The organism is Bacillus canaveralius, assembly GCF_002860125.1.
Taxonomy (GTDB): Bacteria; Bacillota; Bacilli; order Bacillales; family Cytobacillaceae; genus Bacillus_BJ; species Bacillus_BJ canaveralius.
Genome location: NZ_PGVA01000054.1, coordinates 12825 through 35772, shown reverse-complemented (window position 1 = coordinate 35772; position 22948 = coordinate 12825). Strand labels below are relative to the sequence as shown.

20 protein-coding genes and 1 pseudogene are annotated in these 22948 nt (G+C 38.2%); 18 read left to right on the top strand and 3 right to left on the bottom strand.

Going from position 1 to position 22948, the window contains the following annotated elements:
- The first annotated feature begins 246 nt into the window (after positions 1-246).
- Complete coding sequence (locus tag CU635_RS18540) at positions 247-759, top strand: DUF1572 family protein (RefSeq protein WP_101578866.1); 513 nt, start codon at positions 247-249, stop codon at positions 757-759.
- Between the two features lie 645 nt (positions 760-1404).
- Here the strand turns inward: CU635_RS18540 and CU635_RS18535 are convergent.
- Positions 1405-3726 (bottom strand): transporter substrate-binding protein, encoded by a 2322-nt coding sequence (locus CU635_RS18535; RefSeq protein ID WP_101578865.1) that lies wholly within the window; start codon positions 3724-3726, stop codon positions 1405-1407.
- 257 nt (positions 3727-3983) lie between these two features.
- Between CU635_RS18535 and CU635_RS18530 the strand changes: the two genes are divergently transcribed.
- From CU635_RS18530 to CU635_RS18515, 4 genes are all read left to right on the top strand, one after another.
- A complete protein-coding gene (locus CU635_RS18530; RefSeq protein ID WP_101578864.1) occupies positions 3984-5033 on the top strand; it encodes an aliphatic amidase in 1050 nt (349 codons plus the stop codon).
- 80 nt (positions 5034-5113) lie between these two features.
- Positions 5114-6202, top strand: a complete 1089-nt coding sequence (locus CU635_RS18525) for an AAA family ATPase (RefSeq protein WP_101578863.1) — start codon at positions 5114-5116, stop codon at positions 6200-6202.
- Between the two features lie 175 nt (positions 6203-6377).
- Positions 6378-7001, top strand: a complete 624-nt coding sequence (locus CU635_RS18520) for an AmiS/UreI family transporter (protein WP_101578862.1) — start codon at positions 6378-6380, stop codon at positions 6999-7001.
- A 392-nt stretch (positions 7002-7393) separates the two neighbouring features.
- A complete protein-coding gene (locus CU635_RS18515; protein ID WP_101578861.1) occupies positions 7394-8512 on the top strand; it encodes a mandelate racemase/muconate lactonizing enzyme family protein in 1119 nt (372 codons plus the stop codon).
- A 141-nt stretch (positions 8513-8653) separates the two neighbouring features.
- Here the strand turns inward: CU635_RS18515 and CU635_RS18510 are convergent, their stop codons facing one another.
- Complete coding sequence (locus tag CU635_RS18510; protein WP_101578860.1) at positions 8654-8863, bottom strand: hypothetical protein; 210 nt, start codon at positions 8861-8863, stop codon at positions 8654-8656.
- Between the two features lie 428 nt (positions 8864-9291).
- Here CU635_RS18510 and nikA point away from each other — a divergent pair, with 428 nt between their 5' ends.
- The 9 genes from nikA to CU635_RS18465 all read left to right on the top strand — a co-directional run bounded on the left by nikA (position 9292) and on the right by CU635_RS18465 (position 18589).
- On the top strand, positions 9292-10830 hold the full coding sequence (gene nikA, locus CU635_RS18505; RefSeq protein ID WP_101578859.1) for a nickel ABC transporter substrate-binding protein: 1539 nt from the start codon (positions 9292-9294) through the stop codon (positions 10828-10830).
- Positions 10827-11768, top strand: coding sequence for a nickel ABC transporter permease (gene nikB, locus CU635_RS18500; RefSeq protein ID WP_101578858.1), 942 nt, complete (start codon positions 10827-10829; stop codon positions 11766-11768). Before nikA ends, nikB begins: the two co-directional genes overlap by 4 nt.
- Positions 11765-12601: a nickel transporter permease gene (nikC, locus tag CU635_RS18495; protein WP_373270886.1), complete on the top strand. Its 837-nt coding sequence runs from the start codon at positions 11765-11767 to the stop codon at positions 12599-12601. The genes nikB and nikC overlap by 4 nt, the downstream gene beginning before the upstream one ends.
- A complete protein-coding gene (locus CU635_RS18490; protein WP_101578857.1) occupies positions 12598-13419 on the top strand; it encodes an ABC transporter ATP-binding protein in 822 nt (273 codons plus the stop codon). The genes nikC and CU635_RS18490 overlap by 4 nt, the downstream gene beginning before the upstream one ends.
- Entirely contained in the window at positions 13419-14219 is an 801-nt protein-coding gene (locus CU635_RS18485) for an ABC transporter ATP-binding protein (RefSeq protein WP_101578856.1), read from the top strand. The genes CU635_RS18490 and CU635_RS18485 overlap by 1 nt, the downstream gene beginning before the upstream one ends.
- Positions 14220-14231: 12 nt before the next feature.
- A complete protein-coding gene (locus tag CU635_RS18480) occupies positions 14232-15545 on the top strand; it encodes an MATE family efflux transporter (protein WP_101578855.1) in 1314 nt (437 codons plus the stop codon).
- Position 15546: 1 nt separating this feature from the next.
- Positions 15547-16368 carry a nicotianamine synthase family protein gene (locus CU635_RS18475; RefSeq protein ID WP_101578854.1) on the top strand — a complete coding sequence of 274 codons (822 nt, stop codon included), beginning with the start codon at positions 15547-15549 and terminating at the stop codon, positions 16366-16368.
- Between the two features lie 607 nt (positions 16369-16975).
- Positions 16976-17695 (top strand): YebC/PmpR family DNA-binding transcriptional regulator, encoded by a 720-nt coding sequence (locus CU635_RS18470; RefSeq protein ID WP_101578853.1) that lies wholly within the window; start codon positions 16976-16978, stop codon positions 17693-17695.
- A gap of 321 nt (positions 17696-18016) precedes the next feature.
- Positions 18017-18589: a DUF6944 family repetitive protein gene (locus CU635_RS18465; protein ID WP_101578852.1), complete on the top strand. Its 573-nt coding sequence runs from the start codon at positions 18017-18019 to the stop codon at positions 18587-18589.
- Between the two features lie 50 nt (positions 18590-18639).
- Here the strand turns inward: CU635_RS18465 and CU635_RS18460 are convergent, their stop codons facing one another.
- Complete coding sequence (locus CU635_RS18460; protein ID WP_101578851.1) at positions 18640-19863, bottom strand: right-handed parallel beta-helix repeat-containing protein; 1224 nt, start codon at positions 19861-19863, stop codon at positions 18640-18642.
- Between the two features lie 283 nt (positions 19864-20146).
- On the opposite strand from CU635_RS18460, the pseudogene CU635_RS23945 reads away from it, so the two are divergent.
- From CU635_RS23945 to CU635_RS18450, 4 genes and pseudogenes are all read left to right on the top strand, one after another.
- A pseudogene (locus CU635_RS23945) lies at positions 20147-20303 on the top strand (hypothetical protein); the annotation flags it as partial.
- Between the two features lie 134 nt (positions 20304-20437).
- Positions 20438-20815: a VOC family protein gene (locus CU635_RS18455; RefSeq protein ID WP_101578850.1), complete on the top strand. Its 378-nt coding sequence runs from the start codon at positions 20438-20440 to the stop codon at positions 20813-20815.
- Positions 20816-21134: 319 nt separating this feature from the next.
- On the top strand, positions 21135-21290 hold the full coding sequence (locus CU635_RS23505) for a hypothetical protein (protein WP_180955592.1): 156 nt from the start codon (positions 21135-21137) through the stop codon (positions 21288-21290).
- A gap of 110 nt (positions 21291-21400) precedes the next feature.
- Positions 21401-22327, top strand: a complete 927-nt coding sequence (locus CU635_RS18450; protein ID WP_101578849.1) for a manganese-dependent inorganic pyrophosphatase — start codon at positions 21401-21403, stop codon at positions 22325-22327.
- Positions 22328-22948 lie beyond the last annotated feature (621 nt).

Below are 22948 nucleotides of genomic sequence, written 5' to 3'. Positions count from 1 at the left end.
GGAATACAGAAAACGCAACGGAACAGATTAATTATTGGACTTCCCCTGATAGAAAAATAACGGAATAAAGCAATTTTCCCTTGATTGGTTACAATCCTTTCAAGGGTTCTTGTTACTCGCCAGTAGATGCTCATTTTTGTGTGAATTGTGGTTTTGTCTTATTTCTTAGAGTAAGAAACCCGGAAAAATTTATTTAATCATGTTGAACTGCCAGGCCGGAATAGGCAGGAAAAAGGGGGAAGGTTTGTGAATAATTTCGAACAAGAATATCTCTCGATAACAATAAACCAATTTAGACATAATAAGGAGCGAGCGGAAAAGGCATTTAGTCAGCTATCAGAAGTACAATTACACTGGAAACCAAGTGAAGAATCAAATAACATCGCAATCATCATAAAACATCTGAGTGGCAATATGCGATCGAGATGGGTTGATTTTTTAACAACAGACGGAGAAAAGTCATATAGAGACAGAGATGACGAATTTTGTGATAATGGTGAGTCTAAGAAAGATCTTTTATACAAGTGGGAAGAGGGTTGGGATTTACTCTTCAATACAATGGAAAGTTTGGAGGTAGATGATTTATATAAGACTGTTGCGCTTAAACAACAAATAAATGTTCTTCAAGCAATTCAGACAGAGGTAGTTCATATTAGCTACCATTTGGGACAAATACTATTTATCGGAAAGCAGATAAAAAATAAAGAATGGATTATCTTGAGCATACCCAAAAATGTTCTAAAGAGTTTAATAGTTTGATTTCTCAACAAAACTCAAAATCATAATTGCAGCTAATGCGGTACGTATAGTTCAAGAACAACTGGAGTTGCTTCGGCAGCTCTATTTTTATTACACTAACGTCTTTGTCATGGTAGCAACAACTTAAAACAAGTAAAGAACCGGACTAGTATTTAAACTTTTTTACACATTTGATGCTGACGAAGCACGACATGAGCGTCTTCCATGAAAATTCACCTTGCTAAAAATCTTAAAAAGACAAAACACAAGTTCACCGAGCTAAATTGTTTTTTTAGCTAAGCCTCTGATTGAATCATAGCTATTGCTAGAATCTACTTATCTCTCAGTTAAGACAGAAATTACGCCGGTGAAATCATACACCTTATCTCCAATAGCGGTGAGATGGATTGAAATTAAAATTGTATAAACTGCAATAACCCCTAGAAAAAACAGAAGAGCAGCCTTACTTTTTAGTTGTTAAAATGATAAATGTTTTTTAGGTGCACTCTTACACTTAGAAAACTGAAGATCAATAATTTTACAACAGTTTCATTTGAATCCATTAATAGCAGGGGGAAAAAGTTGGAACGAACTTAGCGTTACTTTGGTTTTGAAATCAGCTTTAAGATATCGCTCTGCTTTTATCAATGCTGATTTGCAAGTTAATCATGAAGATTTAATTTTAATATCAAACTCTTTCAGTTTTCGGTAGAGTGTGCTTCTTGAAATTCCGAGAATTTTGGAGGCTTCTGTTAAGGTAGCTGTCTGGTTAACAGCTGTGATAATCGACTGTTTCGTCGACTCATTAAGTGATAACTCTGTTAAGGAGGTATGAGAATTATTTTTCACGAACAGATCGTCTGGGAGATGGTACGGTTGAATCATATCTTCAGGAATAGCTAATAAAAAGCTACGCTCCAAAATGTTACGAATCTCCCGGACATTTCCCGGCCACGGATAGGACAAAAGGATTTCCAAGGCTTTATTGCTGATCCGATTTGGCCCGTCCTGATATTCCTTCTGAAATTGAGCAAGAAATTTTTGCACTAATTCCAAAATGTCCTCCCTTCTGTCACGGAGTGCTGGTATATGAATGGATAGTACATTCAGCCGAAAATATAAGTCAGAACGGAACGATCCGTTAAAAGCAATTTCTTCTTTCAAGCTTTTGTTGGTAGCAGCGATGATCCGGACATCAATTGCGCGCTCTTTCGTATCCCCGATTCTGGTAATCTTACGCTGTTCAATCGTCCGCAGCAAAGCAGCCTGTTGTTCAATTGGCATATCACCAATCTCATCCAGGAATAACGTGCCCCCTTGTGCCATTTCAAACTTTCCAATTTTCCCCCCTTTTCTTGCCCCTGTAAAAGCTCCATCTACATAGCCAAACAATTCGCTTGCAATCAGATTTTCCGGTAACGCCGCTGTGTTTACAGCAATAAACGGTTTTTGGGCACGCAAACTTTGCTCGTGTATCGCACAGGCCAGGACTTCCTTTCCGACACCTGTTTCACCAAGAATAAGCACATTTGCATTAGAACGTGTGGCCACCTCTGCTATCTTTAATTGTTTTTGAAACGCTGCATTTTTCGTCACAATGGGCGAGAATATCACTTTTGCACCTTGAACGTGACGCTCATTGTATATTTTTTTTCGAAGTACAATCAATTCAAAAAACAACTCAATAAATTCCCTAATGATTGTGAAAGTATGCCTCAGTTCGTTTAATCTATTATTACTTATCACTTGTCCAGCTGTGATCTCAAGAATGTCACAAGCTTTTTGGTTAGCATAGACTATTTGTCCAATATTTGATATAAGCAGAACCGGCTCGTCTGAAATTTTCCCCCACTCCAGAATCATTGCTTGCCAATCGACTTTTGTTGGTTGTTTGTGGAATCCGTTTGTTTCCTCTAAAAAAAATGGACTGGCTTTGATCGTGTCTTTCGAGTCCCACACAATTGTAAACTGTCCATTTAGACAAACCCGGCCAATTCGGATTTTTCTGCTTAAATGATGATGGTTATCTATAGAGATGGTACCCTCCGGTGTTTCATAAGTTTTTCCTGATAAATAATCAAGAAGTGTTTGATAATATGTGCTTTGCGTTTCGGTGATCGATTCTAGCAAAAGCCTTACGCCGATGTACGTGTTGAGCATAACAGAGGAAATGACAGTGTCGCACCCAATAAATTTGTTGAACTCTTTAACAAATCGAATGTTATCCTCTGAATCGATGGATTGAAAGTAACCGCCACAAGCATAATGGCCTGCCATATAGGTAGCTCCAATTGCTTCGATTTCTGATTCTTTTGTAATAGGACTGAAAACCGGTATTTTTTCAGCTGAAAAGCCTGCCTCATATAATGCTCGATAAAAAGGAATCTGACTTTCACCGACTACCGTGGATAACACTACATCGGGTGCGGTTATCTTCAGTTCATCGATAATGGATGAAAAATTTGTATGACCCAATGGAAGGTGATGCTCTCCGACGACGGAACCATTCTTATTGCCTAGAAGATAATGAACCTGCTGATTTGTATAGTGAGGATAAATATAATCGCTTCCAATTAAAAAAATATTTTTTCCAAAGTGACGGGTAATATAGTCCAGCATCGTTTCGATTTGCTGATTCGGAACTTCGCCGGTATAAAGTACATTTTTATCGATTTCCTTTCCTTCATAAAGTGCAGGGTACATTAACAAACAATCATGTTGTTTTAACAAGGGCAGAATCGCTTTCCGGCAGGCAGATGAATAACATCCTGCAAATATACGGATACCAGTGGCAATCAACTTCTTAATTTGATAGACAGCAACATTTGGATCGGACTTGATGTCTTTCGTTATAAACTTAAATTCAACCTGGCTGTCACACTCCTTTTCAAATCCTTCTAAAGCAAATTTTGCTATCTGGTATTGGCCTTTTTCCGTTATGGAAGTGGTGCCAGTTAAAGAAAATAATAATCCAATTTGTACAATCACCGATTTACCTCCCCCGTTTTGTTTTAAAATGACTCACTGTTTTAAATTGAAACAAGTAAACTCAAACGACGTTTAGCCTCGTTATGGGTTGTATAAATCACCGAATTTTCTGAATACATTGTAACAAATTCAAACAAGTCTTTCAAATCTGTCTGAAAAAAGCCGATTTTAAGGGGATATGAAGTTGGCATGGAACTTGCAATAAACATTATTGTGTAGTGAATATACACAAAAAAATGATGAAGAGGGGATCTTTTATGAGACACGGTGATATTACAAGTACGAATGATACTGCAGGTGTGGCTGTTGTGAACTACAAAATGCCTCGGCTGCACACGAAGGCGGAGGTTTTGGAAAACTGCCACAACATTGCCGATATGATTGCCGGAATGAAAAAGGGGCTTCCGGGTATGGATCTAGTGGTTTTTCCTGAGTACAGTACCATGGGCATCATGTATGATCAGGAAGAAATGTATGCAACAGCAACTACTATCCCCGGAGAAGAAACAGAGATTTTTGCTCAAGCGTGTCGAAAGTCTAACGTATGGGGCGTTTTTTCCTTAACAGGTGAACAACATGAAGACCATCCAAATAAAACTCCATATAACACATTAATTCTTATGAATAACAAAGGTGAAATCGTTCAAAAGTACCGTAAAATTCTACCTTGGAATCCAATCGAACCATGGTACCCCGGTAATTCAACACATGTTGTAGAAGGTCCTAAAGGATTAAAAATCAGTTTAATTATTTGTGATGACGGCAATTACCCTGAAATTTGGCGAGACTGTGCGATGAAGGGTGCCGAATTGATTGTTCGTTGTCAAGGCTATATGTATCCATCGAAGGAACAACAAGTGATGGTAGCGAAAACGATGGCTTGGATGAATACATCTTATGTAGCTGTTGCAAATGCTACCGGTTTTGATGGTGTGTACTCCTACTTTGGCCACTCTTCGATTATTGGGTTTGACGGTGGCACTCTGGGAGCCTGTGGAACTGAAGAAAATGGGATTCAATATGCGGAACTGTCCGTCTCACAAATTCGTGATGCAAGAGCCAACTGGCAATCACAAAACCATCTGTTTAAGTTGCTCCACAGAGGATATACCGGAATCCTGCAATCAGGTGAAGGCGACAAAGGTATTGCTGATTGCCCATTTGACTTCTACCGTACATGGGTTTTGGATGCAAAGAAAGCACAGGAAAACGTCGAACAAATGACAAGGAAAACAATTGGAACAGCCCAATGCCCAATCGAGGGAATCCCGCATGAAGGAAAGGAAAAGGAAGCAGGCATTCGTTAAAGGGCATCCACTTTACTACCGAGTCAGATGGGACTTTTCCTATCTGGCTCTACTGAAAGTGATCTTAGGAGGTGCAACGAATGCCTTACATTACTGATCGATTGCAATCTTTAAACGGTGCCGAGGGCAGTAAGAAAGAAGATTCCCTTCATAATCTGTCCGTATCACCCGAACGAAAACTTCAAACCAGATTTCGTTTTGATGTAGATGAGATTGTAAGTGCCTTGCGGGAAAGAATATTCGGGCAAGATGAGGCCCTAGCTCTTGTGGAAAATATATTGCGTATTACTTGGTCCGACATTTCTGAACAAAACCGCCCTCGTTTTATTTCGTTGTTGGTTGGCCCTACAGGTGTTGGTAAAACAGCAATTGTTGAACTATTGGCTGAAGTTATGCACGGCGACAAAGACCAATACAACAGGATTGATATGAATACTTTGGCGCAAGAACATTACGCCGCTGCATTTTCAGGCGCTCCACCTGGCTATGCCGGCAGTAAAGAGGGATCCACAATCTTTAATAAAGGTAAGGTTGAGGGGACTTTTGGAAAGCCCGGGATAGTTTTATTTGATGAAGTGGAAAAAGCTGACCAGGCAGTTGTTCAAGCCTTGTTAAACGTTTTTGACAACGGGATTTTACGTTTAACATCGGGTGAGGCCGAAATTAATTTTCGCAATTCGATCATTTTCATGACTAGCAATATTGGTTCAAGGACTGTTTTTGAATTTGGGGAACCTAATTTTAAAGCTAAGGTCACGCGATTATTTTATTCGATGAAGTACGGGACCAATTCATTAAAGGAAGTTGTCAATCGTCAATTGGAAAAACATTTTGCCCCGGAATTCTTGAACAGAATTGATGAAACTGTTGTTTACCAATGGTTAGATGAGGACGCATTGGATAAAATGATTGATCTGCTAATAAGTGATTTAAATAAGCGGCTTCAAAAACACCGATGTCGGGTTGGATTAGAGGAAGGAGCTAAGGATTGGTTAATCAAAAAAGGATTTAGCCGCCAATATGGAGCTAGAGAATTAAAACGTGTCTTTAGAAAACAAGTAGAAATTCAATTAGCGAGGGAGTTGCATTCACTAACGTTAGGAGAAAATGACGTTGAATTTATTGTTAGAAAATCAGCAGATCAGCTCACAATAGAAAAACATGGCTGATTAAGGGTTTAACTAGCTAAAGATACAACTGAGGTAAAATAGCGGTGGAGCGATGCAAATGAAAAAAATTTATGTAACAGGCAGTGCATATTATCTCTACAAAATGCAGACGCACGATTAATTTTATGTCGCTCCGCTCTTTTTTTCTTTCATATATAAAAAAGAGGTGTGAAGTATGTCCAATGTTGGCTTGCTGTATGTCGGCGCGGTACTTTTTGTTAATGGCTTGATGTTGCTTGGGAAAGTCGAAGGAAAAAGTGCAGGTGTGTTCAACTTATTTGTGGGCTCGTTGCAGGTGATTACTCCGATCTATGTCATTATTTCCAATCCTCACGATTCATGGACAATCTTGCAAGCGTCTGGAACTTTTTTATTTGGCTTCACATATCTATACGTCGGTATTAACAATTTATGCGATTTAGATGCAACGGGTTTCGGGTGGTACTCGCTATGGGTTTCAATCATGGCTGTCGGATATTCAATAGTAACCTTCATCCATTTTAATGACTACAAGTTTGGAATCATCTGGCTAATGTGGTCATTCCTTTGGTTTTTATTTTTCCGATTGCTTGCTTTGAATAAAGACATTGGTCGGTTTACAGGATGGGTGACTATGATTCAATCATGGTTAACTGCCACTATTCCGGCATTTTTGTCTTTAATCGGAGTATGGACCCAAGTGAGCGCCCTTGTAATTTCTGCTGTAACAGCGGCGGTCGTTGTTAGTTTTATTATATTGTACTTTTCAACAAAGACTATTAAGAAAAAGCATTCTTCCCTTGATGTTTCTGCGACTTAAGAGATTGAGTGAAAACTGACTGGTATTTATCAGCCGGTTCTTATTTAAATGCGGGACTAACTCCACCATTTTTAGAGCTTGTTTTTTAATTAATTGGTCGACAATTATATCAAAAGAGGGTATCCCAAAACCTGGCTGTTGGAGCACCCTCTTTTTCTTTAAAGTTGTTTGTATACTAAGGTATGGACTGATTATAATTAGTAAAACCATGTATGTCCTGAATGATATAACTTTGGGATTTTGTTTTTTTGAAAGAATGAAACCGGTATGGGTGACAAATATTAAGAAAGTTAGTACGAAATTAAGGAAACATCTGAAACCGTGAATATGCCAACAAGGCATAATGTTATCATCTAAAAAGATGTAATAAAATCAAAGCAGGTGGATCATCAATGCAAATTAAAAAAATCGAAACTTTTCCGTTGCTTTACAAAATTTCGCAACCTTATGGTGATGCAAACGGATATAAGAATTACAGAACCTGCTATTTGATCCATATCATTACAGACTCCGGTGTAGATGGGTGGGGAGAATGCATTGATTGGCTGCCTGCATTGCATCTCGGATTTAAAGAGCGGATCACTCCTTATTTAATCGGAAAGTCTGTTTATCATCGTTTGCAGCTAGTCAATACGATAAAGAAGTGGCATCAACGGGCAGCAACAGCAGTGAGTATGGCTTTAACGGAAATAGCAGCTAAAAGCGCAAACCTATCTGTGTGTGAGCTGTGGGGAGGCAGCTATCGAAACAGTGTTCCGGTTTACGCCTCGTTCCAATCGTATACCGACAGGAAGGATTGGATTAATCACTCACTGCAATATATCGAACAAACAATTACACAAGGTTTTAATAAAATAAAAGTAAAAATAGGCGGAAGGACGCTGCAAGAAGACGAATCTCATATTCATTCACTGCAGGACATGATCGAGGGTAAACTGCCGATCATCATTGATGCCAACCAAAGCTATGATCTGGCAACTGCCCGTAAGTGGGAGCGTCATTTTTCTAAATGGTCAAATGTGCTTTGGTTTGAGGAACCACTGCCATTGGATAACATGGCGGAGCTTAAACTGTTGCGTACACTGCTCTCAGTGCCAATTGGCGCGGGAGAAAATATAAAGGGTGCGAAGCAATTTGTGCCGTTTTTATGTGAAAATGCTTTAGACATTATTCAACCGGATCTAATGCATGCAAATGGAATCGATGATTTCCGGGATACTTTACAGCTCGCGCGTCATTTTGGAACAAGGGTGTCGCCCCATGCGTACGATGGGGCCTTATCAAGGTTGTACACGATATTCAGTCAATCATGCTTGTCTCCGTCGAGTAAAATGGATGAGACAGACATTGAACCAATAGAGTGGGATGTCATGGAAAATGCATTTTCCGAACTGATCAATATACACCCCAGCAATGGGATCGTTCAAATCCCGAGCGGAATTGGCATAGGTGTCAACATCAATCAAGAGTTAATCTCCCGCTATCTATGGGATGGCTCCTCTTATTGGTAAGTTCTTATGAATAAAAAAACACCTGTCCATAACTGGATCAGGTGAGTTGCGCGTTTCCCGATATAATGTTGGCCATCCAAACCTTTCGATCCAGTAATAATTCAAATTGATTCAATACGATGTCAAGTATATGCTTATTGATCAATCTCGCTGATGTTTTCCTTTAAGTGAAGCTGTTGCACCCCTATGTCCTTCTTCTTTTCTGAAACCTTTATCCAGCCTCCCGGCATTTTCAATATCACCCGAAGCTTCGTAGCCGGCAATTTCTGTATTGGAAGTAGTTCCGTACAAGCCCATGTTACCCAATTCAACATTTATTTTTTCCTGGACGTCATCTTTTTCTTGATCCACTTTTTTCACCTCCTAAGGGTAATGTAACCAATAAGTAAATGATTTAAAAAAATAGCGGCAAAAATTTTTTGATTTCGTCTACCTATAATGATGTTGTTCGTAAAAATAAATTATATGACACCTTCAAATTAAAATTCTCCTTAATTACATTATCAAAACAAATGATAAAAATGAAAGAGGAGTAGTGAACCGATCAAAAATGATATTTTTTTCCCATTTAAATTTAAATTATAATGATTTACCATTGGTTAAGTGATAGTTATAAATCGTAATTATAACGATTTATAAAAAGTAATGGAAGGAGTTGAACTAGAAGGGACTGCCTTAAAACAATTTTTTATTATATCCAATTGTCAAACACATGTTTATTATCATTCTCGTGTTATACATTTTAAATCGTAATAATTTCGATTACGGAGGAGAGCACTATGTCAAAAAAGAAAATACGAATGACATTATTGGTCACTATTTTTCTCCTAGTTCTATCTGCATGTTCATCTGCAAGTGTGATGGAAGGAAGGAAAGTTAACAAAAACAAGCAAGAGTTAACGTTTCTCTCCAACTTCCCGAGTGAAACATTGGATCCGCATTTAAATTACACTCCAGTGAGGGCAGGGGTAGCAGAAACCCTTGTTAAGATAAACGAGGAATTAGAATTGGAACCTTGGCTTGCAGAAGAATGGAAAACTGAGGATAACGGACAGTCATGGGTGTTTAGAATTAGAGACAATGTGACATTTCAAAATGGAAAAAAGGTTAATGCAAAAGCTGTTAAATCCTCGTTAGAGAGAAATATAAAAGTTAGCGAAGCTATTAAGAATTCTCTGAAAATCCAATCGTTAACTGCCGAGGGACAAATCTTAACTATAAAAACCGAACAGCCTTTGCCACATTTGCCTTCTGAACTGGTCCATCCCAATACAGCTATCATTGACGTAAGTAAATCTAATTTTGATCAAAGACCGATTGGAACTGGGCCGTTTCAGGTTGTTTCATTTGATGCAAATAGCAAATTGGAATTAGAGAGATATGACGCATATTGGGATGGGCGAGCAAGGCTTGATCGTGCAATTTTAACTTTTAACGAAGATGCAAATGCCCGCACATTGGCTCTGCAATCAGGGGATGCAGATATTGTTTATCGTCCAGCCATTGAAAGCATTGAATCTTTAAAAAGCGATAAAACAATCGTTACGAATGTGGTTCCTAGCTTACGAACTCATCTCCTAATGTACAACACTTCCAAAGAATCATTAGCTGATCAGAATGTAAGAAAAGCTTTCGACGCTTTGATTGATCGAAAAGAAGTGGTGGAAAGCATAATGGCAGGTCAAGCGACAATCGCATCAGGACCATTCTTGTCAGATTTTCCTTTTGCCCCTGCCTCTGAAGAAGAGCCATTTGGCTTACATATCGCAAAAAAGCATCTAGAAGCGGCAGGATACGAAATTGAAAATGGAAAGGCAAACAAGGATGGTAAACCTCTTTCGCTTAACTTACTAACTTACTCATACCGACCAGAACTTCCTTTAATAGCGCAACTCCTGCAATCTAATGCAAAGAAACTTGGTATCACCATCAATATTCAACAAGTAGATAACATTGATGAATATTTAGCGAAAAACGAACATTGGGATCTGGCTACCTACAGTATGATTACTTCTCCTAGAGGGGATGCAAGTTTCTTCCTTAATTCGACGTATATGCCCGGTGGTGCCATTAATCCCGGTCAAATTCAGAATGATAAGCTTATCAACGTTATAAGTGAATTAAATCTTGCAGTGGAAGAAGAGAAAAGAAACGAAATAGCCAAGCAAGCGATTATCACTATTGATAAGGAAACACTCCATTCATTTCTCGTTCATCCTAACAATTTTGTAGCATACAAAGATTATGTGGACGGCTGGATAACAAGTAAAAGTGAATATTATACCTTGACTAACGAACTAGGCGTGAGGGAAAAGTGAAACATTTAGCCAAACGGCTGTTTGAACTCGTCTTGTTCCTATTGGTGCTTTCTTTCATAAGCTTCGTTTTTATGAAAATGGCCCCGGGTGATCCTGTCAGGTACGTACTTAACATAGATGATATTGCAATATCGGAAGAACAAATAGAGGAACTGCGAAATGAATTCGGATTTAATGACCCAATATATATACAATATTGGAGGTGGCTGCAGAATTTCTTTGCATTCGATCTAGGTTATTCCTATATGACCAATCAGCCTGTATTAGTTGAACTGGCGGAAAGATTTCCAGCAACTCTAATTCTCACCTTCACTTCTCTTATAGTAATGGTACTAATCGCTGGTCCGATAGGGATTTTAGCAGCACTACACAAAAATAAATGGATAGATCATTTCAGCAGATTACTGGCTTTATTAGGTGCTTCCCTACCCAGCTTTTGGTTAGGACTGCTCTTTATCCAACTATTTTCTGTTAAGTTCGGGATTTTCCCATCAATGGGGAAAGGGACATTTAGTCACTTGATTCTTCCTTCCCTAACATTAGGACTTGGGATGTCTGCGGTGTATGTTAGATTATTACGCTCAAGTTTATTGGAGACTCTAGGACAAGACTTCATACGATCAGCGAAAGCTCGGGGGCTTAGCAGAAAAAGGATACTTTTTTTTCATGCACTTCGTCACAGTCTTACTCCAGTAATCACGATTTTTGGTGTAAGTCTGGGAAGTTTGCTGGGAGGAACAGTAATTATTGAAGTTATGTTCGCTTACCCGGGAATTGGAGAGTTAGTAGTGGAGGCCATTGTTCGAAGAGATTATCCCATTATACAGGGCTACATTCTGTTTATGGGTATGTTTGTTGTCATAATTAACATAATAGTAGATCTTTCTTATCGATATCTTAATCCGGAAATTAGATTTAAGGAGGCAGACCACAGTTGAAACAAATAACAACCTTTATCCTTCCTAAATTTAAATTTGGAATTATATTATTGACTCTGTTTATAACGTTCTTACTTCTGGCACCGTTTTTTGCCCCCTACGACCCGACAAATGTCGATATGGGCGAGAGATTGAAGCCAATTAGTTCAGAACATATATTAGGGACGGACCATCTGGGGAGAGATGTCTTTTCTCGCATTTTAGTAGGGGTACATACAACTGTGGGAACAAGTTTGTTTGTTTGTTCAATCTCATTATCTATTGGAGTACCGATTGGGATTCTGTCTGGTTATGTTGGTGGGAAAATTGACCGGTTCTTTATGAAAATGGTGGATGCTTTTATGGCCTTTCCGGACTATATTGCAGCTATAGTATTAAGTGGGTTGTTAGGACCGGGAACGTTAAATCTAGTATTCGCAATTATAGTTGTAAAATGGGTTGGTTATGCTAGATTAGCTAGAAGTACAGTCCTGTCCCTAAAACATAGAGATTATATTACGATGGGAAAAATTAATGGACTCGGCTCTATTGACATTTTTCGAAGACACATGATTCCACACATAATAGGAAATGTGATGGTTTTGGCCACCCTGGACATTGGTAAAATCATTCTTATGATTGCATCGCTTTCTTATATTGGTCTAGGCGCACAACCACCGACTCCTGAATGGGGGGCTATGCTGAACGAAGGGAAAGCATTTTTTTATAATGCGCCTCATCTAATGATCATCCCGGGACTGTTCATTATGTTTGTAGTCCTAATTGCAAATTTGATCGGAGATTATATAAGAGACCATTTTGATGTTCAATATCAAAAAGGAGAGGTTTCATGAATATCTTGACGATAAAAGACCTAACGGTAAAACATCGGGATAGCACGATTTTAGACCAAGTTAATCTTACGGTTCAAGAGGGAGAGTGGCTGGCCTTAGTGGGAGAGAGCGGAAGCGGGAAAAGTGTAATGGCGTCCGCCATTGGCGGCCTTTTACCATCTGAATTAATGGTTTTATCGGGGAAGATTTTTTTGGATGATCAAGAGATAACCAGATTTTCAGAGAAAGAATTTCAAAAGATACGGGGGAAGGAGATTGCGTACATCTTTCAGGATTATCAAGGGGCTTTTACACCTTTTATGACAATTGGCAAACAATTTGACGAAATGCTGAAGACACACACCGGTATGTCAAAGAATGAAAGAAAAGAATTTGCCTTATTATCACTTAAGAACGTACATCTTTCCGAAGAACGGGTATACAAAAGCTATCCTTTTCAACTAAGTGGGGGACAGCTCCAACGAGCAGCCATTGCGATGGCAACTATATTAAAACCAAAATTATTGATTGCAGATGAACCAACCACTGCTCTGGATAGTTTGACTGCAGCAAAGGTACTTGAACTCATTGCTGAATTAACAAAACAAACAAAAAGTGCTGTTTTGTTTATAACACATGATCTACGGCATGTACGTAAATATGCCAGTAATCTGGCGATTATCCTCCGAGGAGAAATTGTTGAATTTGGAGATAAAAAGACAATTATAAAACAACCGCAACATTTGTATACAAAACAGCTTTTTTCCGCTGTACCTAAATTAAGGGAAACGCCAGTCCGTCTTTTACCTAATACTGTGAAACAGGAGGCAACTTATTAATGGGCGGTGGTGTTATAGGTTTAGCTGGGAAAACGGTTTTGAAAGCTCGAAACATTACTAAACAATTTGCAAGTGGTATTACTGCAGTGAATAAGGTGTCTTTACAGATAAACAGAGGGGAATGCATCGGGTTAGTGGGGGAAAGCGGAAGCGGCAAAAGTACATTAGCTAGGTGCCTGCTAATTCTGGAAAATATAGATCAAGGTGAGATTTGGTTTAATGATAAACCATTACATCTATTAAAAAAAGAACATATGAGAATAGTTAGAAAAGACATGCAGGCAGTTTTTCAAAATCCTACCGCCTCTTTAAATCCCAAATTAAAGATCATCGACTCATTGATGGAACCTTTGGATTTTCAAAGAGAAGTTCAACCTTCTTTTTTAACAGGAATACGTAATAACAGAAGGAAAGTTGCGGAGTACCTCTTGAACATGGTTAATATTCCATCCAATTACTTATCTTACTACCCACATGAGTTAAGCGGAGGCCAAAAACAGAGGGTTATTATCGCAAGGGCTATAAGTATAGAACCTTCCCTTATTATTTTAGATGAGCCAACAGCTAGTTTAGATGTATCAATACAAGCACACATTTTAAATTTATTAAAAGATTTACAAGAAAAACTAGGTCTTTCTTATTTGTTCATTTCCCACGATCTTGCTGCTGTTAATTTTATGAGCCAACATATTATGGTAATGAAACAAGGAAACATTATCGATCAATGCCGGAGGGAGGAATTGTTTTTAAATGAAAGACATTTCTATACGAAAGAATTACTTAACATCTTTGATTCATAAGGAGGAAGTTTAGTGAATCACCGTTCTTATCTAGCATTAGCCATTCCGCTAGTCATTTCGACTATTACGACACCGATATTGGGTTTGGTTGACATGGCTGTTGTTGGACAATTACCAGATCCTGCTTATATAGGTGGAGTCGCTGTAGGGACAATCATATTTAATACAATGTATTGGTTATTTGGTTTTTTACGCGTAAGCACTTCAGCACTCGCTGCTCAAGCATTTGGGGCGAATAATGTAAGAGAAGGTGTACTCGTTTTAACAAGGCCAGTTGTAGTCGCTTTAATTGTTGGAATAATGTTTGTGTTATTACAGCAGCCAATTGAGTTATTGGCATTATCATTTATTAATCCTTCAGCAGATGTAAGAAGCTTTGCATCCGATTACTTTTCGATCAGAATCTGGGGTGCCCCTTTTACTTTAATGAATTTTGTTATTTTAGGATGGTTAATGGGCTTGTCCCGAATAAAAGTGTCTTTGTACCTTCAAATTTTTTTAAATCTGGTAAATATAGTGCTTGATGTGGTTTTTGTAAAAGTTTTTCATTGGGGGGTATCTGGAGTAGCCGTAGCCACATTGATTGCTGAAATATCAACTTTTAGTCTGGGTATATTGCTTGTTTTAAGAGCATCACCTTATAAGATATCCTTTCCATCCCTAAAAGATATCATTGACCCTGTGCCTTTAAGGAAAATGCTGTTGATGAATAGAGATTTGCTCATACGAACCGTATGCCTGCTTATTGTCTTTAATGTATTTACAGCTAAGAGTGCTTCATTTGGAACAGAGGTGCTAGCAGCAAATGCAATTCTTATTCAAGTGCATTATATTTTGGCTTATGTCTTTGATGGCTTTGCAAATGCGTCAAGTATCTTTGTAGGACAAGCAGTAGGTTCAAAAAATGAGTCTTTGTATAAGAAAGCATTTTCACTTTCTTGCCAGTGGGCCGCGATCTCTTCAATATTAATTTCGGGGACGTATTGGTTATTGAAGGGTTACATTTTTCCCTTATTTACTCAAATTGATAGCGTCCTTGAGGTAACTAAATCCTATGAATTATGGGTTATGTTATTTCCACTTACCGCGGGTCTTGGTTTAATTCTTTATGGTGTCTTTACTGGGGCAGCAAATGCAGCACCAATTCGAAATTCAATGATTTACTCACTAATTGTTTTTTTGTTGAGTTTATATGTTCTGGTACCCAGTCTTTTAAATCATGGTTTATGGTTCGCCTTTATATTATTCAGTCTAGCCCGTTCATTATGTTTAGCAATGTATATTCCAAAGCTAAATCAAACAATTTTTTCAAAAAGGAGTGCATAGGTTGAAAACATTAGAATTAGCTAAGCTACAGGAAAAGATAATTAGTCAGTATAAAGAGGCATTTAGTATTTTAATAACGGAACAAGATTTATCACCCTATAATAAAACAATTAACCGGACCTTATCTGAATTAGTCGCTACTGTTTCTCAACCTTTACAACAATCTGTAGCAGAAGAAATCCTTAATCATGATGATATTAAATCCATTAGAAATCAAATGCTGGAAAAATTGATGATTGCTGAAACCTTAATGGAAAATTATTATGCTAATAGATTTAGTGGAAAGGTAGAATCTGTCCTTGATTTTAGTTCATTCATTTATTGGAGTAACTATGTAGAACTCATTAAAACTGAAATAAGACAGTTAAAAAAGATCAAAACCGAGTTTAACTCGTTCGCATTCGTAGGAACTGGTCCTCTACCTTTAAGTCCGATACTATTAGAAAAAGAGTTGGACGCAGAAATGACTTGTATAGATATTGACAGACAAGCATATAAATTAGGAAAGGGGATCGTACAAAATTTATATCCTGGTAGGGAGTCAAGCTATATTTTAAGGGATGGAGCCTCATATGATTATGATCACCATGATCTTGTTTGGATTGCTAGTCTCGTTCCAAATAAAGAGAAGGTTCTAAAAAGAGTATATGATACAAATCCAGATGCCCTAGTGGCGATTCGTTCAGTAGATGGTATACATCAATTATTGTATGAATCAGTTGATGCAACAAAATTTCAAACTGTAAACTGTCAAGAGGTTGGTAGAACTATTGCAAACTCTACCGTCATAAACTCTACAATATTCTATATACATAAAAAATAAAACGTAATGATATCTATTATCAAAGCCTTCTTTGCCCAATACGTTAATTCTTTGGAGTGATTTTGCTATATTTCCTAGTCAAATTAGTGTTATTCCACTTGAAATGGCGACTGGTTATTAATACTGATTTTACTAAGCTAAGGGGACCTATAGTTGATAAGTGGTTGGGCTAAAGCATATTAATCATTGACATTGTTTAACTACAGATGCGTTATTAAGCTGCTTGACTGGTGACTGATACAGGGAAGTTCAATAAGGACTGGATAGAGGAAGAAACTGGGGATGATTTGGATTGTCGATTAGCTAGCAACATTTTGTTGATTATTATAGCTCCCATTAAGCAGGATTGCTTTTGTTGTACTGACGAAACCAGTGAAAATGTTGTAAAGTGAAACAGCTTTATTCCTTGCTACTCAACATGAAGCCTGATTGTGTTATTGTATTTTATGCTCGAAAAAAAACATGTAGTTAAGGTATAATATAGTTGCAATGCAGTGGTATACAGTTTTTATTTTTCAGTGACATATCATCTTATAGTTATTCGAAGAGTTGCATGGAAGAAGCTTATATTATTGTGAAGATTCAAAGTTGAAAGCGAGTGTTCGGTATGGGCCGTAAGTGGAACAATATTAAGGAAAAAAAAGCGTCAAAAGATGCAAATACGAGTCGTGTATATGCAAAGTTTGGGCGCGAAATATATGTAGCAGCAAAGCAAGGTGAGCCTGATCCGGAATCAAATCAGGCATTAAAAATTGTACTTGAGCGTGCAAAAACGTACAGTGTGCCAAAAACGATAATTGACCGCGCGATTGAAAAAGCGAAAGGCGGCTCAGAAGAAAGCTATGACGAACTTCGTTATGAAGGCTTCGGGCCAAATGGATCCATGGTCATTGTTGATGCTTTGACAAATAACGTGAACCGTACCGCATCAGATGTGCGTGCTGCATTTGGCAAGAACGGTGGTAACATGGGAGTCAGTGGGTCTGTGGCTTATATGTTTGATGCAACGGCTGTCATCGGCGTCGAAGATAAAACAGCCGATGAAGTGCTTGAGTTATTAATGGAAGCAGATGTAGATGTGCGTGACATTTTGGAGGAAGACGAAGCGGTTATCGTTTATGCTGATCCGGACCAGTTCCATGCAGTGCAAGAAGCATTCAAGAATGTTGGTATAACTGACTTTACAGTGGCGGAATTGACAATGCTTGCACAAAATGATTTAACACTTCCAGAAGATGCACAGGAAAAGTTTGAAAAAATGATTGATGCATTAGAAGATTTAGAAGATGTTCAACAAGTGTACCACAATGTCGATTTTGGTGAATAATGCATGAAAGCAGACCTTTGTTATATCAAAAGGTCATCATATTTAGATTGTTTATTCATGAGTGACAGCGTTGTTTAAGTGACTTTATTGTCTTATGCAATAAAGTCTTTTTTACTTGGCTAAACTGAATTGCCATTAAGCCGAATTTTAATTTCTCTGTTGCAAAATTTCTACTTTCCCTCCACATTAGGTGTTATAGAACCGGGTCTTTCCTTGCGAACAATGCTTTCACATGTTCGTTTGATCGAAGCCATATGTCAATGACGTTAGAACACCAACATGAATATAATTTCATAAGCACTTATTGGTGGGTAGAATAATATGGATAATCAAACGAAAGAAATTTTTGGTTCAGTGATAGCAGCCGTGGGAACAATTATTTCCGCGATAGCAAGTACACCATCGAACTTTATAAAAAGTGATTTGCAAAACGATTTAGATTTAATCGGCAATGTCTTGCAGGCAGTGGGAAATGCCTTACAAGCTGACGGGCAAGAAGAAATATCCCTTGAAAAGGTAGGAAATGAAATTCAGGCAATTGGGAATGTTATCGTTATTGCTGGTATGGCTATTGATTTTGAAAAAGTGACAGAACAAAAATTAATCATTACAGGGAACTGGATACAAGCGCTGGGAGGAGCAGTCGCGCTTTCAGACGAGCTCGAAGATAATATCGCTCCAGGTCAATCATATAACATTATCGGTAACTTGCTGCAATCTATAGGAAACTCAATGCAGGCTTTAGGAGGCATAAAAGACCTGGAACAGAAAAATAAGATGTATAAACATCTTAAAGAACATGAGAACGGTCAATTATTAAAAGTCAGTGGTAGTTGGATACAAGCAACTGGCGCTGTACTATCATCAATTGGGCAATTTAAAGAGGAAAAGTAATATTGGATATATTCGCAGCTACATATAGAAATGCAATTTGCATTAGTGCTTTAGTGCTGGCAGCTCTTACAGCTATTTTTTTTGCGCTTAGGACAGTCAGGTTTGTTCCTGAATTGGCCCATGCAAACGGCCAGTTGTTGTCTGACAAGCGCGAGTGTCTGCTGTAAAGAAATAAATGCCTGCTGTAAAGCAGCAAACGCTTGTTGAGTAGCAGTCAAAGCCTGCTGTGTCGCCGCAAGTTGCTGCAGGCAAGCTAAATCTGCAGAGCATGGGTTGGGTGGCGCTTGTAAGAAAGGTGTAATTTCAGCTACATTGTCCGGATCATTTACCTCATCTCCTGTTCCTCCAGGATTGGCGGGACTTGTAGGCCCGGTCGGACTACCCCACCAGTTATTCGTTGCATCCAGCCTTCTGCCCGATACATCGTCGTACGCGCCCGGTTGAATATTCAGACCTGCGCCCGCATTATTCTGTATATTATTATTTTTTGCGCGAATATTCATGTTGGTACCAAATCCTACATCGAAAACGTTTATCCCGCTCGAGCCGCTATTCTGGACGATATTGTTGTAAACATCGGTCAGGTTCGTTCCACCCCCAAAGAAAATCCCGGATTCAGTAGAGTTGGTGATTGTATTACACGCTACTTCCACATTCGTCGTTCCAAATAAACTTAATGAGTTATCAGTAAGCAGTTCATTTCGCGTTATTACTAAATCTGAGGCGTTTATAAAAGTGATAGAAGAAGTTTGATGGGGACCGGCAAAGCGATTGCTTTCTATCAAAACATTTGAGGCTCCAGTATCAGAATAGATACCGGTCCCCGTGGAAGCTCCTGGGCGATTATTATTAAAGATTACATTTTGCCTTATTTGTGTTTCTGTTGCTCCATTGGAACCAATAAACATGCCAATAACATTATCCTGACTGATATTATTCAGTACCCAATAACCTGATGCAGCACTGGATGTAGCCACACCGGCTGTCAGGGTATTGCCCTGTACTGTAAAACCATCAAAAACAGCATTGTCAGCAGTCAACTGAACCGTTCCGCCCGAAGCGGTTGAACCAGTGATAATTGACTCTGTTCCCGGTGCACCCGTGCGTGTTCTGGCATCAACACCAGCTTGGGCACCCAATAATTGAATCGTTTTATTAATATTAATAGTTTCGGTGTACGTACCTGGCAATACACGAATGGTGTCAAAGGGGTTCGCCGCATTGATGGCTGCTTGTATCGACTGGCCAGGCGCGACAATAATTTGTTGTGCCATAAGATTTCCACCTCCTTTTTATAATACATTGTATTCAGCTTATCCAAAAACGTAACGGTTGGTGCCTGTACATGAGTATCATTTTTACATTGCATTATATATAAATGTAGCTATGGGAAAAAACGATGTTCAATTGGAGGTGTTAATACTTTAGAATAGGGGAAACAACATATACTTCAAAGCCAAACAAATAAAGACGCCTAGTCAGACTTAGGGCGTCAAAATAATTTACTATAAAATTCGAGTTATCCTCCATACAGTCGGCTGTAGAAGAAAGTAATTACAAAGATGGGGTACACGTTCTGGAGGAAGAAAGTTGATTGATGAGAGAAATGCCTCTATTAAAAAATTCGTTTAAAAATGGCCGGTCGATTGATCAATTAGCCGAGGAATATTTCCTTTCAATAGAAACGATCAAAAAAATTGTTTATTCAAAATAATTGAAAAGCTAACAATTGAACACTCCGCATTGGGCTAAAAAAATCATTAAGACAAATCTATAATCATAAAATAATTGAGAAGGGATATCGGAAATTAAATCGAATTTATCCACATAAAAAGGGAGGTGATTATAATGAACATTCTCTTTAGAGTGGAGTTATATGTAAAAGATATTGAAAAATCATTGGATTTCTATCAAAACTTAATCGGGTTAGAGCTTTACGGCAGAAGTGAAAGAAGTGGGCGTTTTAATTACGATTGTTTCTCTTTATTGCTTACCACTGATGCTGTGTTAGGAGAAAATCACTATTTTAATAACAGGGCGAAAAGTGTTGTAAAAGGGAATGGTTTTGAGTTAATTATTGTCGTAGATAGTTTGGAAGAAGTATATAGACGTTGTCGCGAACAAAATTATCAGATTGAGGAGGAAATCGAAAAATACCCTTGGGACATGAGAGGATTTAAAATAGCAGATCCTGATGGTTATTTCCTAAGAATTACTTCTGAGTAAATAAATTTCTTCACGCAACTGTAAGCTATGACTGTACTGCATGACCGAGACCATAATGTACGTATTACCCATCTTTGTGCCAAACCCGGCTGCGTTTTCTTCAAAGAAATAAGTGCTTATTAATAACGAGTGACGATACTTCATAGGGAGTATCGTTTTTGCAATCATGTGGGTAGTTTCATTTTTACAGAACATTTGGTGAGGTTAATCTTTTTCTTTTGCAACGCGATCATTGTGGTTCATATGTTATAAGTTGTGTGATTCATTTAGACCAAGAATGGATTATAATACAATTATTGACGATTAGGTGGTGGGTATTATGAACGAATATAAAGTGGTTGTAAAGGATAGAAATGCGACTGTCCTTGAAGTAATCATAACAGCTGAGGATGAGAGAGATGTGTTGGGAAACCTCTTGCTTAGAAGTGAGTTATTTAACCAGTCATTCACGGATATACGAATATTGGAACGCTAAACTCAAATAATGCAATATTTAATATCCGTTCTTTGGTTTTCACTATGATTTTCAATCAGGATAATTTACAATTCTATTTAGGAAATCGAAAAGTAAAGGAGAATTTTATCATGGAAAAGATTCTAATCTTTGGTCATAAAAATCCGGATACAGACACAATTTGTTCTGCGATTGCATATGCCCATTTAAAAAATAAGCTTGGTGTAAATGCTGAAGCAGTTCGCTTAGGTGATATTAGTGGCGAAACCAACTTTGCTCTTGAAAAATTTAACGCTGAATCACCACGCCTGGTTGATAACGTGTCCAGTGAAGCAAAAGAAGTTATTTTAGTCGACCACAACGAGCGCCAACAAAGTGCAGACGATATTGATCAAGTGCGCGTATTAGAAGTAATTGATCATCACCGCATTGCAAATTTTGAAACAGCAGATCCTTTGTACTATCGCGCTGAGCCAGTCGGCTGCACAACCACTATTTTAAATAAGCTTTACAAAGAAAACGGAGTAGAAGTAGAAGCGAACATTGCCGGCCTTATGTTGTCCGCTATTATCTCTGATTCATTGCTATTCAAATCTCCAACATGCACCGATCAGGACGTTGCTGCAGCTCGTGAACTAGCAGAGATTGCTGGTGTTAACATTGAAGAGTATGGTTTGGCAATGTTGAAGGCTGGAGCAGATTTAAGTGATAAAACAGCGAGCCAACTCATCTCTCTTGATGCCAAAGTATTTAATATGGGTGAAAGCAAAGTTGAAATTGCGCAGGTAAACGCAATTGATGTGAATGATGTTCTTGCCCGGAAAACTGAAATTGAAGAACTAATGTCTAAAACCATTGAAGAAAAAGGCTTGGATTTATTCTTATTAGTGGTTACAGACATTTTAAATAGTGATTCAACAGCAATCGCATTGGGTTCTGCAGCTGCAAAAGTGGAAGAAGCTTTTGACGTAAAATTAGAAAGTAATACGGCTCTTTTAAAAGGAGTTGTCTCACGCAAGAAACAAGTTGTTCCTGTGCTAACAAATCTGTTTGCATAAAGGTGAAAAAAAGCAGTCTCGATGCTGAAGAGACTGCCTTTTTGTTGTTATGTTGCTAGTCTGAATAGTCTTTTTCTCAGTGTTCTTCCATAACTCTCCAAGCGGATATAGACTAAAAATAACGTACTTCCTATATTAGAACCGAAATAAGTAGTCCTTAACACGACGGGTGATATAACTAATAATATAACCTCCAATAAAATGCAAGAGTTCTTTTCGCTTTTATCATCGTATTATTTTCCCCAAGTTGACTGAATACGAAGAAATCCCCTATTGCTCTAGCTGGAATAGGGGATTGTCTATTGGAAAAACTTTTTCATTGCTTATGTTGGATTAATAACTGTTCCTGTTAAACTTATCTCGGGATTTCTCTCAACCTTGTCACCCGGACTATTGATGGTTGCATCATTCTCTTGATTCCATTGGTTACGTTTCTTTTTCAAGAAAACCATCTCCTTTGGTTTAGAATGAGCGTACATTTATTCTATACCCGTGATTATGGGGGTATAAACATAAAGTGGGCAAAAAATAAATGAGCTCATTCATCAAAAGATAGCTAAAAACCCTCTTAAATACGCAAGATCCACGAAAATTTTGTATTTTTGTTCAAAAACCTCACTT

What these genes read in the sequence shown, in the direction of transcription:
- CU635_RS18530 (WP_101578864.1), top strand. Translation starts at nt 3,984, where the DNA reads ATGAGACACGGTGATATTACAAGTACGAATGATACTGCAGGTGTGGCT.
- CU635_RS18525 (WP_101578863.1), top strand. Translation starts at nt 5,114, where the DNA reads ATGCCTTACATTACTGATCGATTGCAATCTTTAAACGGTGCCGAGGGC.
- CU635_RS18520 (WP_101578862.1), top strand. Translation starts at nt 6,378, where the DNA reads ATGTCCAATGTTGGCTTGCTGTATGTCGGCGCGGTACTTTTTGTTAAT.
- CU635_RS18515 (WP_101578861.1), top strand. Translation starts at nt 7,394, where the DNA reads ATGCAAATTAAAAAAATCGAAACTTTTCCGTTGCTTTACAAAATTTCG.
- nikA (WP_101578859.1), top strand. Translation starts at nt 9,292, where the DNA reads ATGTCAAAAAAGAAAATACGAATGACATTATTGGTCACTATTTTTCTC.
- CU635_RS18490 (WP_101578857.1), top strand. Translation starts at nt 12,598, where the DNA reads ATGAATATCTTGACGATAAAAGACCTAACGGTAAAACATCGGGATAGC.
- CU635_RS18485 (WP_101578856.1), top strand. Translation starts at nt 13,419, where the DNA reads ATGGGCGGTGGTGTTATAGGTTTAGCTGGGAAAACGGTTTTGAAAGCT.
- CU635_RS18470 (WP_101578853.1), top strand. Translation starts at nt 16,976, where the DNA reads ATGGGCCGTAAGTGGAACAATATTAAGGAAAAAAAAGCGTCAAAAGAT.
- CU635_RS18465 (WP_101578852.1), top strand. Translation starts at nt 18,017, where the DNA reads ATGGATAATCAAACGAAAGAAATTTTTGGTTCAGTGATAGCAGCCGTG.
- CU635_RS18460 (WP_101578851.1), bottom strand. Translation starts at nt 19,863, where the DNA reads ATGGCACAACAAATTATTGTCGCGCCTGGCCAGTCGATACAAGCAGCC.
- CU635_RS18455 (WP_101578850.1), top strand. Translation starts at nt 20,438, where the DNA reads ATGAACATTCTCTTTAGAGTGGAGTTATATGTAAAAGATATTGAAAAA.
- CU635_RS23505 (WP_180955592.1), top strand. Translation starts at nt 21,135, where the DNA reads ATGAACGAATATAAAGTGGTTGTAAAGGATAGAAATGCGACTGTCCTT.
- CU635_RS18450 (WP_101578849.1), top strand. Translation starts at nt 21,401, where the DNA reads ATGGAAAAGATTCTAATCTTTGGTCATAAAAATCCGGATACAGACACA.